The organism is Pseudoxanthomonas winnipegensis (assembly GCF_030322905.1).
GTDB classification, from domain to species: domain Bacteria; phylum Pseudomonadota; class Gammaproteobacteria; order Xanthomonadales; family Xanthomonadaceae; genus Pseudoxanthomonas_A; species Pseudoxanthomonas_A winnipegensis.
Genome location: NZ_CP095475.1, coordinates 4,134,089 through 4,149,407, shown reverse-complemented (window position 1 = coordinate 4,149,407; position 15,319 = coordinate 4,134,089). Strand labels below are relative to the sequence as shown.

Genomic DNA, 15,319 nt, shown 5'->3' with positions numbered 1-15,319 from the left:
CGCTCAGCGCGGCTTGCCCGGCATCGGGAACGGCGTGACCACCTTCTCGCCGCTGGCGGCATCGCGGATCGCGCTGGCGCCCTTCTTCTCCACTTCCTCCACCCGCACGATGCTCTGCATCGGCAGGTGCAGCACGCGGGTGTCGCCGAACTCCTCGCGCAGGCGTTCCTCGGTCGGGTCCACCACCAGTCCGTCGTGCACGTCGAACACCAGCTCGCTCACCTCGGTGAAGCCCCACAGCGCATCGGAGCTCGCCACGCGGCGGGCGTAGAGTTCGTAGACCTTGCCGTGATTGAGGAAGGTCACCTTGTAGAGCGGCTTGGACATTGCAGCGTGCGAAAGGCGATGGAGGAAGTTCGGCAAGATCTGGGCACCGACGGCGCTTTGCAACCTCGCGCCGGGCGTGTCGCTCGCTAGAAACCGTAGCGCCGGCGCAGGCGGCGGGCGATGGCCGCGCGCACGAACAGCGCGAACACCACCCCGAACAGGAAGCCGGCCAGATGCGCCGACCAGGCCACCGCGCCGAACGCCGGGCCGATGTAGGCGAACACCACCTGCAGCACCGCCCAGACCCCGATCAGCACCGCCGCCGGCGCGCGCACGAACTGCAGGAACAGGCCCAGCGGCACCACCACGCCCAGCTTGGCGCCGGGGAACAGCGCCAGATAGGCGCCGATCACCGCCGACACCGCGCCGCTGGCGCCGATGATCACCCGATCCGGCGCGCCGATCGCCAGCACCGCGGCCAGATTGGACACCGCCCCGCCGAGCAGGAACAGCACCAGGAAGCGCCATGGCCCCATCGCCCGCTCCGCAGGCAGGCCGAAGATCAGCAGGAACACCAGGTTGCCGAGCAGATGCGCCCAGTCCGCATGCAGGAACAGCGCGGTGAACAGGCGCAGGATCGAGCCGTCGGTCAGGCCGGTGCGCCACTCCTGCAGGCTGTCCAGGCCGCCGGTCAGTGCGCCCCACTGCAGCAGCAGGCCGCGGTACATGCCCACCGGGCGGGTGATGGCCCACAGGAAGGCCAGCCACAGCAGGGCGAACAGCACGGGCGTGGCCCAGCGCACGGAGGGCTTGCGGCGGGAAGGCGTGGCGACGAACACGGGCAAGGCAGGGCTTCGAAGAGTCGGGAATGGCAGCGTGCCATCGTCGCGCACACGCGACTAAAATCTAACCGGCCAGCTGACGGCGCCGTTAGATTGCGGGGATATACTTGCATACGGCGTCGTATGTCGGGGAGGGAATTTCCGGCGCGCGGAAGTCCGGCGGCCGTCTGGCCGCGCCGGCCCGTGTTGCGGCGCAGGCGTTTTTTCTTTCGTCTTCCGGAGTCCATGCACATGCTGTCCTCGAACCTATTCAGAATTTCGCTTCTGGCCGCCGGCGTCGCCGGTGCCCTGGCCAGCGGCCACGCCCACGCCGCCGCCTTCCAGCTGAAGGAAAACAGCGCCAAGGGCCAGGGCCGCGCGTTCGCCGGTTCGGCCAGCGCCCCGGGCGATGTCGCCGTGGTCGCCAACAACCCGGCCGCCATGCGCCTGCTCGATGGCCGCCAGCTGTCCATCGGCGCCAGCGCGATCAGCTTCAGCGCCGACTTCAAGGGCTCCGGCCGCTACGTCGGCGCGACCGGCCCGGGCACCGGCGCGCCGGTGAGCGGCGGCGACGGTGGCGATGCCGGCACCATCGCCGCGCTGCCGGCGGTGTACTTCGCCATGCCGGTGGGCGACAACATGCACTTCGGCGCCTCGCTGACCGTGCCGTTCGGCTTCAAGACCGAATACGACCGCGACTGGGTCGGCCGCTACCAGGGCATCAAGACCGAGCTGCAGACCATCGACGCCGGCCTGGCGTTCTCCTACGACGTCAATCCGTGGGTGTCCTTCGGCGCCTCGGTGTTCGCCGAGCGTCTGGACGTGGACCTGACCAACGCCATCGACTTCGGCACCGCCCTCTACGCCCAGCGCGTGCCGGGCGCCACGCCGGGCAGCCAGGACGGCTTCGCCCGCGTCAAGGGCGACAGCACCGAGGTCGGCTTCACCCTGGGCGGCCTGTTCAGCGTCGATGAGAACACCCACATCGGCTTCACCTACCGCTCGCGCGTGGACCACAAGATCGACGACGGCAAGGCCACCTTCGACGTGCCGCCGTTCGCCAAGGCCGTGCTGGCCGTGGCCGCGCCGGGCCAGTACGTCAACACCGGCGGCAGCGCCAAGATCATCATGCCGGCCAGCGCCACGGCCAGCTTCACCCACATCATCAACGATCGCTGGACGGTGATGGCGGACGTGAGCCGCACGGCGTGGAGCAAGTTCGACAAGATCACCGTCGACTTCGACTCGGCCCAGGCCGACAACACGCTGGTGTTCAACTACCGCGACACCACGTTCGGCTCGATCGGCGCGGACTACAAGTACAGCGACACGCTGACCTTCCGCGGCGGCCTGGCCTACGACCAGACCCCGACTCAGGCGCGGTACCGCGACGTGCGCGTGCCGGACAACACCCGCAAGTGGGTGTCGCTGGGCCTGACCTGGACGCCGTCGCCGAGCAGCGAGTGGAACGTGGGCTATACGCACCTGTTCGTCTCCGACCCGACCGTCAACGAGACCGCGGTCACCGGCAGCTCGCTGGTGGGTGCGTTCGACGTGGGCGGCGACGTGCTGGCCGGGTCGTACACCTACAAGTTCTGATCCACGCTGCAAGCCGACGTTCGCGAACCCCGCCCTGTGCGGGGTTCGCTTTTTGTGCGCGGCGCAACCGGCGTCGATGAGGCCCTAGGGCGCCTCGTGCAGGTGCACCACGCAGTTGCGGCCGCCGCGCTTGGCCTCGTACAGCGCCTGGTCGGCCAGGTCCATCAGGTCCTCCACGGCGATGCGCCGCGTCGCGCAGGCCACGCCGACGCTGACGCTCACGCGCAGGCCCAGGTGCGGCAGCAGACGCAGCGCACCGGTGGACTGCCGGATACGCTCGCCCAGGCGGATGGCCTCCTCGCAGCTCATGCCGGCGGTGATCACCACGAATTCCTCGCCGCCCGTGCGCGCGAACAGGTCGTGCTGGCGGATGCAGGCGCGCACCGTGTCGGAGAACGCCTGCAGCACCTGGTCGCCGACCCGGTGGCCGTGGCTGTCGTTGATCTGCTTGAAGCGGTCCAGGTCCAGCGCCAGCACCGACAGCCCGTAGGGCGCGGCGGCGCCGCCGGGCGTGCGCCGCTCGTCCAGGCTGTCGCTCAGGCCGCGGCGATTGAGCGCGCCGGTCAGCGGGTCGACCAGCGCGCCGCGGCGAAGCGCCTCGGCGGCGTGGAAGCTGCTCAGCATCAGCATGCAGAAGTTGAGCATGAACCACAGCGCCAGATCAGCGCTGACCCACACATCGTTGATGTCGTAGTGGCCCTGGCCTTCGAACCAGTCCGACATTCCGCTGCTGTATATGCAGATCAGCAGCGCGCAGGTGACCATCATCATGCGCGCGGGCACCTTGTCCAGCGAGCCGCGCAGCCGACGCAGCTGCCAGATCATCGTCAGCAGGGCCACCACTTCGACCAGGCTCAGGGCCAGGCCCTGCGCATCGGTGGTGCCGGCCGCCAGCCAGGCGATCGCCGGCGGCACCAGGCTCAGGGGCATCCACGCCAGCTCCCAGCGGTGCAGGCGGCGCTGCTGGATGAATTGCACCAGCGCCCAGGCCAGCCCCGCCATGCCGGCGCAGGCCAGCATCGCGCCCAGGTTGATCGCCAGCGTGGCCATGAGCGGATGGCCGGCCTGGCGCAGCGCGCTGGCCAGGACATCGATGCTGTCCGCGCCCAGGGTGTAGGCCAGGTGCGCCAGGCCCCAGGTCGCGATGCCGTACAGCGTGCGCGAGACGTGGGCCACGTAGGAAAACAGGGCAAACAGCACCAGCGCCAGCAGGCAGTCGCTGATCAGGCTGAAGAACACCGAGTTGTCCATGGCGACGACTCCCCCTTTCGATCCCGGCGTACCCCCGCGCGCCGGTCCCTCATCATTGGTCTTACCTGCAGTGCAGCACAAAGCGTGCCAGCGGTTTTCCTCACGCGCATCCGGCCGTGCTGACGCCTGCCTGTCCGTTGTACACGGGCGATGGGTCGGCCGCCCGACTACGACCATCGTCGCAGCCATCGGGCAGGACCCGGACGCGCCGATCGAGGCCGGGTGCAAGTCATTGAGCCGGAAACGCTTTTATGTGCGTTTGCACAATTTCTTGTCGGTTGCCGCGCGCCGGATCGCGGGGCTACCATTCAGGCGTTTTCCGCAGCCAAGGGTGCGGCAGGCGCGATGATCGAAGTGGCGACACAGGGCCCGGAAGGGCGGGGAACGCGGCTGACGCTGCGACCCCCGCGGGCGCTGAATGGGCGGCAGTTCGTGACGTTGTTCGTGGCCTGCACCGGGCTGATGTGGGGCGCGGCGATCCTGGGCTGGCTGGCGGGCAACGCCTTCGCCCCGGTGTTCGCGGTGCTGCACGGCGGCCTGGTCGGGCTGGCGCTGCGGGCGGCGTGGCGGGCCGGCGAGCGCGATGAGGTCATCGCGATCGCGCCGGAGCTGGTGGAGGTGCGGCGGCGCGCGCAGCGCGATGCCGCGTTCCGGGCGCATCCGTACTGGGTGCGGCTGGGCGTCGGTGGCGATGCGTGCGTCACCCTGTCCTCCAGTGGCCGGCAGGTGGAAGTGGGAAGGCTGCTCGGCCCGGCCGAGCGGCAGGAACTGGCAAGGCAGTTACGCGTTTCACTTGCGGCCGCGGTACGGCCGTGACCGATGACACTGAAGGCGGGGTCTAGGCAATGACGCAAGGCAAGACAAGGGGAGGCAGCCGCGTCGCGCTGCTGGCGACATTGGCGGGCCTGCCGGGCCTGGCCTTGGCGCAGGTCGCCGATCCCAAGCCCTGGCAGCTCAACATGGGCCGGGGCGTCACCCACACCGCGCGCATGGCCTACGAGGCGCACATGGTGGCCCTGTGGGTCTGCGTGGCGATCGGCATCATCGTGTTCGGCGCGATGGGCTATGCGATGTTCAAGTTCCGCAAGTCCAAGGGCGCGGTCGCCGCGCAGTTCAGCCACAACACCACCGCCGAGCTGATCTGGACCATCGTGCCGGTGATCATCCTGATCGCCATGGCCTGGCCGGCCACGGCCAAGCTGATCGCGATGTACGACACGCGCGATTCGGAGATGACCATCAAGGTCACCGGCTACCAGTGGATGTGGAAGTACGAGTACCTGGGCCAGGGCGTGGAGTTCACCAGCCGCCTGGCGCGCAGCTCCGACCAGATGCGCCAGTCCGGCAAGGTGCCCGACGCCGCCAGCAACCCGCACTACCTGCTGGAGGTGGACCACCCGCTGGTGCTGCCGGTGGACACCAAGATCCGCTTCGTCATCACCGCCGACGACGTCATCCACTCCTGGTGGGTGCCGGCGCTGGGCTGGAAGCAGGACGCCATCCCCGGTCTGATCAACGAGGCCTGGACCAATATCGAGGTGCCCGGCACCTACCGCGGTCAGTGCGCCGAGCTGTGCGGCAAGGACCATGGCTTCATGCCGATCGTGGTGGAGGCCGTGTCCAAGGCCGACTTCCAGAAGTGGCTGGCCGCGCGCAAGCCGGCCGCGCCGGTGCCGCCGGCCCCGGCCGAAGGCTCGCCCGCGCCGGATGTGACGCCGGAACAGGCCGCGCCGGCCGGCGGCGACGCCAGCGCCAGCGCCGCGCCCGCCGCCACCGAAGCAGCGCCCGCCCCCGCGCAGGCCTGATCTCTTCTCGCGACACCCGCTGCTTTCGAGGAACACGCCCATGGCCCACGCCGCCGCAGAGCACCACGACGATCACCACGGCCATCGCCAGGGCTTCGTCGAGCGCTGGTTCTTCTCCACCAACCACAAGGACATCGGCACGCTGTACCTGCTGTTCTCCTTCGTGATGTTCGTCATCGGCGCGGCGATGAGCGTGATCATCCGCGCCGAGCTGATGGAGCCGGGCCTGCAGTTCGTCAAGCCCGAGTTCTTCAACCAGATGACCACCGTGCACGCGCTGGTGATGATCTTCGGCGGCGTCATGCCGGCCTTCGTCGGCCTGGGCAACTGGATGATCCCGCTGCAGATCGGTGCGCCGGACATGGCGCTGCCGCGCATGAACAACTGGTCGTTTTGGCTGCTGCCGGTGGCCTTCACCCTGCTGCTGATGACCCTCTTCCTGCCCGGCGGCGCGCCGGCCGGCGGCTGGACGCTGTACCCGCCGCTGTCGCTGCAGGGCGGCGCCAACGTGGCCTTCAGCGTGTTCGCCATCCACGTGGCCGGCATCAGCTCGATCATGGGCGCGATCAACATCATCGCCACCATCCTCAACATGCGCGCGCCGGGCATGGATCTGCTGAAGATGCCGATCTTCGTGTGGACCTGGCTGATCACCGCCTTCCTGCTGATCGCGGTGATGCCGGTGCTGGCCGGCGCGGTGACCATGCTGCTGACCGACCGCTTCTTCGGCACCAGCTTCTTCAACGCCGCCGGCGGCGGCGACCCGGTGATGTACCAGCACATCTTCTGGTTCTTCGGCCATCCCGAGGTCTACATCATGATCCTGCCGGCCTTCGGCGTGGCCAGCGAGATCATCCCGACCTTCAGCCGCAAGCCGCTGTTCGGCTACCAGGCCATGGTCTACGCCACCGCCTCGATCGCCTTCCTGAGCTTCATCGTCTGGGCGCACCACATGTTCGCGGTGGGCATGCCGCTGGGCGGCGAGATCTACTTCATGTTCGCCACCATGCTGATCGCCATCCCCACCGGGGTGAAGGTGTTCAACTGGGTCTCGACCATGTGGAAGGGCTCGCTGAGCTTCGAGACGCCGATGCTGTGGGCGGTGGCCTTCGTCATCCTGTTCACCATCGGCGGCTTCTCCGGGCTGATGCTGGCCATCGTGCCGGCCGACTTCCAGTACCACGACACCTACTTCGTGGTGGCGCACTTCCACTACGTGCTGGTGACCGGCGCGGTGTTCTCGATCATCGCGGCCACCTACTACTGGTGGCCCAAGTGGACCGGGCGCATGTACAGCCAGTTCTGGAGCAAGTTCCATTTCTGGTGGACGGTGGTGTTCGTCAACGTGCTGTTCTTCCCGCAGCACTTCCTGGGCCTGGCCGGCATGCCGCGCCGCATCCCGGACTACAACGTGGTCTTCGCCGACTGGAACTTCGTCAGTTCGATCGGCGCCTTCGGCATGTTCCTCACGCCCTTCATGATGGCCGCCATCCTGGGCTGGTCGCTGAAGAAGGGCGCGCCGGCCGACGCGCGCGCCTGGGAGAACGCCAGGGGCCTGGAGTGGACGGTGCCCTCGCCGGCGCCGGCGCATACCTTCACCACGCCGCCGGTGATCAAGCCGGGCGACCTGGCGCACGAGGACATCGGTCACTGATGGACAGCCCGCGCGCCCCGCTGCAGACCATGGCCGAGGCCGCCCGGCGGCGGCGTGGCACGCGCATCACCGCGCTGGTGGTGGGCGGCATCGCGATCGCGATCTATGCCGCCTTCATCCTGTCCGGGGTGCTGCGCGCATGAACGCCCGGGACACCGCCACCGCTTCGGCGCCGGATCGGCGCACCGCCGGCCTGCCGCGGCTGATCGGCGTGGCGGTGGTGGTGTTCGTGCTGACCTTCTCGCTGGTGCCGCTGTACCGGCTGGCCTGCGAGAAGGTGTTCGGCATCCGCCTGGACAAGGGGCCGGCCGCGGCCGGCCAGGTGGCCGGCGTGGCGGCGAGCAAGCGCCTGGTGACGGTGGAGTTCGATGGCGGCGTCAATTCGAAGCTGCCCTGGGCCTTCCACCCGGAGGTCCAGCGCATGCAGGTGGTGCCGGGCCAGCTGTACGAGGCGCAGTTCTTCGCCCGCAACGACGGCAAGCGCTCGATCGTGGGCAATGCGGTGCCGTCGGTGGCGCCGGCGCGGGCCTCGCAGTACTTCGTCAAGACCGAGTGCTTCTGCTTCACCGCGCAGACGCTGGAGGCCGGCGAGAGCCGCGACATGCCGCTGCGCTTCATGGTCGACCCGCATCTGCCCAGCGATGTCTCCACGATCACCCTGTCCTACACCTTCTTCAAGAACGATGCGCTGACCACCGCCCTGGCGGGCGCGGCGGCGAGTCCGACGGCGCATTCGGCGCCTTGATTGCCCAAGACCCTCAAAGGAACGCGTGATGGCGCAGACCCACTCCCAGGATGCCGATGTCTACTTCGTCCCGGCGCAGAGCAAGTGGCCCTTTGTCGGTTCGATCGCGATGTTCGTGCTGATGATCGGCGTGGCCAGCTGGCTCAACGACGCGGCCTGGGGCAAGTGGACCTTCCTGGTCGGCGTGGTGCTGCTGGCGGCGACGCTGTTCATGTGGTTCGGCGATGTGATCCGCGAGTCGGTCGCCGGTCGCTACAACGGCCAGGTCGACGTGTCCTTCCGCATGGGGATGGTGTGGTTCATCTTCTCCGAGGTGATGTTCTTCGCCGCCTTCTTCGGCGCGCTGTTCTACACCCGCACCTTCGCCCTGCCGTGGCTGGGCGGGCAGGGCGACGGGGTAATGACCAACGCGCTGCTGTGGGAGGGGTATTCGGCCGGCTGGCCGACCAATGGCCCGGCAATGGTCGGCGGCACCTTCCAGACCATCCCGGCCTGGGGCCTGCCGCTGATCAACACGCTGATCCTGCTGACCTCCGGCGTGACCCTGACCATCGGCCACCACGCGCTCAAGGCGGCGCAGCGCGGCACCGTGCTGCTGTGGCTGGGCATCACCGTGCTGCTGGGCCTGACCTTCCTGTACTTCCAGGTGACCGAGTACGCGCATGCCTACCACGCGCTCAACCTGACGCTGGGCTCGGGCATCTACGGCTCGACCTTCTTCATGCTCACCGGCTTCCACGGCGCGCACGTGTTCCTGGGCACGCTGATGCTGGCGATCATGTGGCTGCGCGTGCTCAAGGGGCACTTCACCAAGGACCACCACTTCGCCTTCGAGGCGGCCGCGTGGTACTGGCATTTCGTCGACGTGGTGTGGCTGGCGCTGTTCCTGTTCGTTTACGTGCTTTGAGGCGAGGGATCAGGGGCCGGAGGTCAGAGGTCAGAGGTCAGAGGCCAGAGGCCAGAGGCCAGAGGCCAGAGGCCAGAGGCCAGAGGCCAGAGGCCAGAGGCCAGAGGCCAGGGAGAGCGGGGCTGGAGCCTTTGCTTTTCCCTGACCCCTGGCCTCTGACCCCCGACCCCTGCCTTCACTGCCCGATGCCGTGCGGTTTGATCCAGCCGCTCCAGATGCCCAGCACGACCAGCGCGAACAGGGTCACCGACAGCCCGATGCGCCAGGTCAGTGAGCGCACCGTGCGCGTGGTCTGGCCGCGGTCGATCAGCAGGTAGTACAGGCCGGCGCCGAGGTTCCACACGATCATGATCAGGAAGGCGACGATCAGCAGGGTCTTGAGCGAGTCGTTCATGCGCACCTCTCGGGCGGCCGTGTGCCGCATGCGGGGATTATCGTCGCCGCCGGGCGGATGGGCGTGAGCCGGCGTCTGCCTACCGCCGCCGGCTGGGCGCTGGCGCTGCTGGTGGCCGCGGCCTTCTGCGGGCTGGGAACCTGGCAGCTCGGGCGTGCCAAGGAAAAACGCGCGATGCTCGCGCAGGTCGCCCAGGTGCTGCACGACCGCCAGCCGCGGCCGCTGGCTGACGCGGCGCAGCACGCCCGCGCGCAGGAGTTCGACTGGGCGGCCGGCAGCGGCCGCTTCGCGACGGGCCCGGCGGTGCTGCTGGACAACCAGACCCACCAAGGCCAGGCCGGCGTGCGCGCCTACCGGGTATTCGTGCCCGATGCCGCCGGCGCGCCGCTGCTGGTGGACCTGGGCTGGCAGCCGCTGGACGCGCAGCGCCAGCTGCCGCCGGTGCCGGCGCTGGCCGACACGCACCGCGTCGCCGGGCTGCTGGCGCCGCCGCCCGCGGCCGGGCTGCTGCGGGCGCCCGCGCAGGCCCAGGCCAACGGCGACCTGCTCGCCGTGGTGCTGGACCCGGCCGCGCTGGCGGCGCCGCTGCGCCAGCCGGCGCTGGCGCAGCGGGTGCTCAAGCTCGATCCGGCCCTGCCGGTCGGCTTTCCGCGCGATCTGGACGTGTTACCCAACACGCTGCCGCCGGAGCGTCACCTGGGCTATGCGGTGCAGTGGTTCGGCCTGGCGCTGGCGGTGCTGATCACCGCCGGCGTGCTCACGTGGCGGCGCAGACGCGCTGCGCGTGAGAAAATGGGGGCATGACCCCTTCCGACGTCGCTCCTGGCCGAAACCGTGGCCGGTGGATCCTGCTCGGCCTGTTCGTGTTGTTCTTCGGCAGCGTGGGCGCGGCCGGCGTGCTGCGCTTCGCCGGCTGGCAGCCGGCCGGGCTGAAGAACCACGGGGCGCTGCTGCATCCGCCCGTGGACGTGCGCGCGCTGCAGCCGGCGCTGGCCGGTGGCGGCACCTACAGCTGGCGTCAGCCGCAGCGCACCTGGCGCATCGTGCTGGCGCCGCCGGCCGACTGCGTGGCCGACTGCGTGGCCCTGTCGCACCAGCTGGACACGGTCTGGCAGCTGTTCGGGCACAACGCCGACCAGGTCCACATCCTGTGGATCGGTCCGCCGCCGGCGGGCGCGGCGCGCCCGGTGTCGCTGCGCGTGATCGCCGCCGGCGATCCGCTGCGCGCCACGCTGCCCGACGTGGACGACGGCGCGGGCGTGCCGGTGTACGTGATCGACCCCAACGGCTTCGTGATCCAGCGCTTCGCCCCCGGGTTCGACCCGGCCGACCTGCGCAGCGACGTCGCCAAGCTGCTGAAACTCCTTTAGAGCGAACCCCACCGTAATGCCTGTCCTCCCACGCCTGCCGTTCCGGCACTTCCACCGCATCGCCTGGCTGGCGGCGATCATGACCGCCAGCACGATCGTCTTCGGCGGCTTCGTGCGCCTGTCCGATGCCGGCCTGAGCTGCCCGGACTGGCCGACCTGCTACGGCCGCGCGGCGTGGCCGCAGGCGCCTTCGGAGATCATCGACCACGCCCAGCTGAAGATCCGCCCGCTGGAGACGCACAAGGCCTGGCGCGAGCAGGTGCACCGCTTCCTGGCCGGCATGCTCAGCATCGAGATCTTCGCCCTGGCGCTGATGGCCGCGCGCCGGCGCCGGCTGGGCGTCGCGCAGGTGATCGTGGCCGCGGTCCTGGTGGCGCTGGCCATCCCGCTGTACATGCGCGGCCAGCACGTGGCGGCCAGCGTGCTGGCCCTCATCGGCGAGGGCATCCTGCTGGTCGCGGCGTGGCGCTGGTCTTCGGCGTCCGCGCCTGGCGGCGCGGGCGATCTTGCGTGCGTGGCGATGCTGACCCTGGCGATGATCATCTTCCAGGCCCTGCTGGGCATGTGGACGGTGACCTGGCTGCTCAAGCCCATCGTGGTGATGGGGCACCTGTTGGGCGGCCTGGCGACCTTCGGCCTGCTGGTGTGGATGGCCTGGCGGGCGACCCAGCTGCCGATCACCCTGGTCGATGCGCGCGCGCTCAAGCGCGTGCTGGGCGTGGGCCTGGGGCTGCTGGTGGTGCAGATCGCGCTGGGCGGCTGGGTCAGCGCCAACTATGCGGCGCTGGCCTGCGGCGGCGGCAGCTGGCGCATGGCCAACTTCCCGCAGTGCGTGGGCCAGTGGTGGCCGCCGCACGACTTCCACGAGGGCTTCACCCTGTGGCGCGGCATCGGCGTGGACTACGAAGGCGGCGTGCTCGACGGCGCCTCGCGCATCGCCATCCAGATGGCGCACCGGCTGATGGCCATCGTGCTGGCCTGCTGGCTGGTGTTCTGCGCGCTGCGGCTGTGGCGCCAGCCGGGCATGCGCGGCTGGGGCGCCGGGCTGCTGGTCGCGCTGCTGGCCCAGGTGACCCTGGGCATCCTCAACGTCAAGCTGGCCCTGCCGCTGGGCGTGGCCGTGCTGCACAACGCCGGCGCGGTGGTGCTGCTGTTCGTGCTGGTCTCGCTGCTGGCGCGGCTGAGGACGCCGGAATGAGCGCCGTGCGCGCCACGGCCAAGGACTACTGGGACCTGACCAAGCCGCGCGTGGTCGCCTTGATCGTGTTCACCGCCTTCGTCGGCATGATCCTGGCGATCCCCGGCCTGCCCAGCGCGACCCAGGTGCGGCACGGGCTGCTGGGCTTCGTGGGCATCTGGATCGCGGCCTCGGCGGCGGCGGCCATTAACCAGCTGCTCGATGCGCGCATCGATGCGCAGATGGCGCGCACCTCGTGGCGCCCGCTGGTGGTGGGCAAGGTGCAGCCCTGGCAGGTGCTGGTGTTCGCACTGGTGCTGACCGTGATCTCGATGGCCATCCTGGTGCTGTGGGTCAACGTGATCACCGCGGTGCTGACGTTCTTCTCGCTGATCGGCTACGCGGTGATCTACACCGTCTACCTCAAGCGCGCCACGCCGCAGAACATCGTCATCGGCGGGCTGGCCGGGGCCACGCCGCCGATGCTGGGCTGGGCCGCGGTCACCGGCATGGAGGGGCCGTGGGACTGGGGCCACAGCCTGCTGCTGGTGCTGATCATCTTCGTCTGGACGCCGCCGCACTTCTGGGCGCTGGCGATCTTCCGCCGCGAGGACTACGCCAAGGCGCTGATCCCGATGCTGCCGGTCACCCACGGCGTGGTCTACACGCGCTGGCAGATCCTGTTCTACACCGTGCTGCTAGTGGAGGCCACGCTGCTGCCGGTGCTGTTCGGGCTCAGCGGCCTGTTCTACCTGGGCGGGGCGCTGGTGCTGGGCGCGGGCTTCCTGTGGTACGCGTGGAAGCTGCTGGATCCGCCGGACGAATTCTTCGCCATGCGCACCTTCCGCTATTCGGTCGTGTACCTGATGGCGCTGTTCGCCTTCCTGCTGGTGGACCACTGGCTGGCGCCGCTGCTGCCGGGCATCGCCGGGCGCAGCCTGTGAGCCCGTTGCGCCGGCGCCATGCGCGCGGGAGGATGGCCGCGCGGCGGTGCCGTTCCGCCGCCGCCACGTCCCTTCGAGTGATCGTCTGAATTCCATGAGTGTCGAGCGTCGCCGCACCAAGCGCAGCCCCCGTTTCACCGAGATCGCCATCGAGGCGGGGGTCAGCCCCAGCACCGTCGACCGCGTGCTCAACGAGCGCGGCAGCGTGTCCGACGCGCTGCGCCGCAAGGTAGTCGAGGCGGCCAAGCGCCTGGGCACCAACCGCCTGCTGCCGGACGTGCGCCATGGCGTGCTGCATTTCGACGTGGTGCTGGTGCACAGCGAGATCGCGCTGTTCCAGCGTTTCAACAACGCGCTGGACCGCTACGCCAACCTGATTGGCCCGCGTGTGACCGTGCACCGCAGCGCCTGGGGCGAACGCGACGACGAACGCCTGGCCGAGTTCCTGGAGAATCCGCCGTATCCGCGCCACGGCCTGCTGATCGTGGCCCGCGACAACGCGCGCATCGGCCAGGCCCTGCGCGCGGTGAATGCCGCCGGCACGCCGGTGGTGACCATGACCTCGGACGTGTCCGGCATCCAGCGCCTGGCCTACGTGGGCATCGACAACGTGCTGGCCGGACGCACCGCCGGCTACCTGTCCGGGCGCTTCACCCGCCAGGCGGGCAAGGTGTGGATGCCGGTGGCCTCGCTGGACTTCCGCTCGCAGCTGGATCGCGTGGAAGGCTTCACCCAAATCCTGGCCGAGCAGTTCCCGCACCTGGATCCGCTGCCGCCGGTGGAAGTGGCCGACGACAACGAGCGCGCCCATGCCCTGCTGCACGACACCCTGCGCCAGCGCCACGACATCGTGGCGATCTACAGCACCGGCGCGTGCTCGGGCGGCATCCGCCGCGCGCTGCGCCGCCATCCGCTGGCGGTGGCGCCGGTGTGGATCGGCCACGAGGCCACGCGCGAACACGCCGAGCTGCTGCGCGCCGGCGATCTGGCCGCGGTGATCGACCAGGATCCGGAAGGGCAGATCCTCTCCGGCCTGCAGCATCTGTTGCACGCCAACGAGGAACTCGAGCGCGCGCCGGAGCAGCGCACGCGCTTCCGCCTGATCACGCCCGAGAATCTGAGCCAGTTCGAGCTGTTCGCGTAGGAGCAGCGGTCAGGGGCCGGGGACCAGCGGCGCGCCTGCTCAGTCGGCGATCGGCGCGTCGGTGCGCGCCTTGCCGCGCGCATAGCGCTGGGCCACCACCGCGCAGGTGATCAGCTGCACCTGGTGGTAGATCATCACCGGCAGCACGATCGCCCCCAGCGCACCGCCGGCGAACATCACCTTGGCCATCGGCACGCCGGTGGCCAGGCTCTTCTTGGAGCCGCAGAACACGATGGCGATCTCGTCGCTGCGGGCGAAGCCCAGCCGGCGCGCCAGCAGTGTGATCAGGGCCATGGCCACGCCCAGCAGCGCCGCGGCGAAGCCGACCACGCCCAGCAGCGCCAGCAGCGGCGTGTGCTGCCACAGGCCCTCGACCACCGCCGCGCTGAAGGCGGTGTAGACCACCAGCAGGATCGTGCCCTGGTCGGTGTACTTGAGCACCGCGCGCCGGCGTTCGACCCAGCCGCCGATCAGCGGGCGCAGCAGGTGACCGGCCACGAACGGTACCAGCAGCTGCAGCAGGATCTTGAACATCGCCTGCAGCGGATCGGCCATCTGCCCTTGGGTTCCGGCGAGCAGGGTCATGATCGCCGGCGTCAGGAACACGCCCAGCAGGCTGGAGGCCGAGGCGGCGCACACCGCGGCCGGCACGTTGCCGCCGGCCATCGAGGTGAAGGCGATCGAGGACTGCACCGTGGACGGCAGCGCGCACAGGAACAGCAGGCCCAGCGCCAGGCCCGGCGTCAGCAGGTGCACGGCCAGCGGATGCACCAGCAGGCCCAGCAGCGGGAACAGCACGAAGGTGCAGGCCAGGATGGTCAGATGCAGCCGCCAGTGGGTCATGCCAGCGACGATGGCCTCGCGCGACAGCCGCGCACCGTGCAGGAAGAACAGCGCGGCGATGGCCACATCGGTGATGTCGTCCATCCACCCCGCCGCGGTGCCGCGCACCGGCAGCAGCGAGGCCAGCAGGACCGTGCCCAGCAGGCAAAGCGTGAAGGTGTCGATGCGCAGACGCTTGAGCAGGTTCACGAGCGGGGCAGTGGAGCGGTGGGGAGGTCGATTCTACCGGCCCCGTCGGTGAGTCCGAGCGCGCTTTGGAGCATGGGCTGTGGGTGGGAGCCGCCCTTGTGGCCTTTTCGGCCAATGGCGGCAATGTGGCTCTACCGGGAAAGCCCCTCGCCGCCATGGCGGCTCCCACACCAAGTCCCGTCATTCCCGCGAAAGCGGGAATCCAACGC

At 69.5% G+C, this 15,319-nt stretch carries 17 protein-coding genes; 12 read left to right on the top strand and 5 right to left on the bottom strand.

Going from position 1 to position 15,319, the window contains the following annotated elements:
- Nucleotides 1-3: 3 nt before the first annotated feature.
- Nucleotides 4-327 carry a DUF1820 family protein gene (locus MWN52_RS18280; protein ID WP_130531977.1) on the bottom strand — a complete coding sequence of 108 codons (324 nt, stop codon included), beginning with the start codon at nt 325-327 and terminating at the stop codon, nt 4-6.
- A gap of 86 nt (nt 328-413) precedes the next feature.
- Entirely contained in the window at nt 414-1,106 is a 693-nt protein-coding gene (locus MWN52_RS18275; RefSeq protein ID WP_130521661.1) for a rhomboid family intramembrane serine protease, read from the bottom strand.
- Between the two features lie 234 nt (nt 1,107-1,340).
- Here MWN52_RS18275 and MWN52_RS18270 point away from each other — a divergent pair, with 234 nt between their 5' ends.
- Nucleotides 1,341-2,687 (top strand): outer membrane protein transport protein, encoded by a 1,347-nt coding sequence (locus tag MWN52_RS18270; protein ID WP_130532689.1) that lies wholly within the window; start codon nt 1,341-1,343, stop codon nt 2,685-2,687.
- A gap of 84 nt (nt 2,688-2,771) precedes the next feature.
- Here the strand turns inward: MWN52_RS18270 and MWN52_RS18265 are convergent, their stop codons facing one another.
- The gene (locus MWN52_RS18265) at nt 2,772-3,938 is read right to left on the bottom strand and encodes a GGDEF domain-containing protein (protein ID WP_286575797.1); all 1,167 of its coding nucleotides are present in this window, start codon (nt 3,936-3,938) and stop codon (nt 2,772-2,774) included.
- Nucleotides 3,939-4,283: 345 nt separating this feature from the next.
- On the opposite strand from MWN52_RS18265, the gene MWN52_RS18260 reads away from it, so the two are divergent.
- The 6 genes from MWN52_RS18260 to MWN52_RS18235 are packed head-to-tail and all read left to right on the top strand — an operon-like array spanning nt 4,284 to nt 9,049.
- On the top strand, nt 4,284-4,754 hold the full coding sequence (locus MWN52_RS18260) for a DUF2244 domain-containing protein (RefSeq protein WP_130521662.1): 471 nt from the start codon (nt 4,284-4,286) through the stop codon (nt 4,752-4,754).
- A 29-nt stretch (nt 4,755-4,783) separates the two neighbouring features.
- The gene (coxB, locus tag MWN52_RS18255) at nt 4,784-5,743 is read left to right on the top strand and encodes a cytochrome c oxidase subunit II (protein ID WP_130521506.1); all 960 of its coding nucleotides are present in this window, start codon (nt 4,784-4,786) and stop codon (nt 5,741-5,743) included.
- Between the two features lie 40 nt (nt 5,744-5,783).
- Nucleotides 5,784-7,397 carry a cytochrome c oxidase subunit I gene (gene ctaD / locus MWN52_RS18250; protein ID WP_130521508.1) on the top strand — a complete coding sequence of 538 codons (1,614 nt, stop codon included), beginning with the start codon at nt 5,784-5,786 and terminating at the stop codon, nt 7,395-7,397.
- Nucleotides 7,397-7,540: a hypothetical protein gene (locus tag MWN52_RS18245; RefSeq protein WP_165394652.1), complete on the top strand. Its 144-nt coding sequence runs from the start codon at nt 7,397-7,399 to the stop codon at nt 7,538-7,540. Before ctaD ends, MWN52_RS18245 begins: the two co-directional genes overlap by 1 nt.
- The gene (locus MWN52_RS18240; RefSeq protein ID WP_130524645.1) at nt 7,537-8,142 is read left to right on the top strand and encodes a cytochrome c oxidase assembly protein; all 606 of its coding nucleotides are present in this window, start codon (nt 7,537-7,539) and stop codon (nt 8,140-8,142) included. The genes MWN52_RS18245 and MWN52_RS18240 overlap by 4 nt, the downstream gene beginning before the upstream one ends.
- A gap of 28 nt (nt 8,143-8,170) precedes the next feature.
- Nucleotides 8,171-9,049 carry a cytochrome c oxidase subunit 3 gene (locus tag MWN52_RS18235; RefSeq protein ID WP_286575796.1) on the top strand — a complete coding sequence of 293 codons (879 nt, stop codon included), beginning with the start codon at nt 8,171-8,173 and terminating at the stop codon, nt 9,047-9,049.
- 175 nt (nt 9,050-9,224) lie between these two features.
- Here MWN52_RS18235 and MWN52_RS18230 read toward each other — a convergent pair whose 3' ends face one another.
- Complete coding sequence (locus MWN52_RS18230; protein ID WP_286575795.1) at nt 9,225-9,443, bottom strand: twin transmembrane helix small protein; 219 nt, start codon at nt 9,441-9,443, stop codon at nt 9,225-9,227.
- Between the two features lie 63 nt (nt 9,444-9,506).
- Here MWN52_RS18230 and MWN52_RS18225 point away from each other — a divergent pair, with 63 nt between their 5' ends.
- The 5 genes from MWN52_RS18225 to MWN52_RS18205 all read left to right on the top strand — a co-directional run bounded on the left by MWN52_RS18225 (nt 9,507) and on the right by MWN52_RS18205 (nt 14,078).
- Complete coding sequence (locus tag MWN52_RS18225) at nt 9,507-10,247, top strand: SURF1 family protein (protein ID WP_425608055.1); 741 nt, start codon at nt 9,507-9,509, stop codon at nt 10,245-10,247.
- Entirely contained in the window at nt 10,244-10,813 is a 570-nt protein-coding gene (locus tag MWN52_RS18220; RefSeq protein ID WP_286575793.1) for a thioredoxin domain-containing protein, read from the top strand. Before MWN52_RS18225 ends, MWN52_RS18220 begins: the two co-directional genes overlap by 4 nt.
- A 16-nt stretch (nt 10,814-10,829) precedes the next feature.
- Entirely contained in the window at nt 10,830-12,011 is a 1,182-nt protein-coding gene (locus MWN52_RS18215; RefSeq protein WP_286575792.1) for a COX15/CtaA family protein, read from the top strand.
- The gene (gene cyoE, locus MWN52_RS18210) at nt 12,008-12,934 is read left to right on the top strand and encodes a heme o synthase (RefSeq protein WP_286575791.1); all 927 of its coding nucleotides are present in this window, start codon (nt 12,008-12,010) and stop codon (nt 12,932-12,934) included. The genes MWN52_RS18215 and cyoE overlap by 4 nt, the downstream gene beginning before the upstream one ends.
- Before the next feature lie 94 nt (nt 12,935-13,028).
- Nucleotides 13,029-14,078, top strand: a complete 1,050-nt coding sequence (locus MWN52_RS18205; RefSeq protein WP_286575790.1) for a LacI family DNA-binding transcriptional regulator — start codon at nt 13,029-13,031, stop codon at nt 14,076-14,078.
- Between the two features lie 39 nt (nt 14,079-14,117).
- Here the strand turns inward: MWN52_RS18205 and MWN52_RS18200 are convergent, their stop codons facing one another.
- On the bottom strand, nt 14,118-15,110 hold the full coding sequence (locus MWN52_RS18200; RefSeq protein WP_130521523.1) for a bile acid:sodium symporter family protein: 993 nt from the start codon (nt 15,108-15,110) through the stop codon (nt 14,118-14,120).
- Between the last annotated feature and the right edge of the window lie 209 nt (nt 15,111-15,319).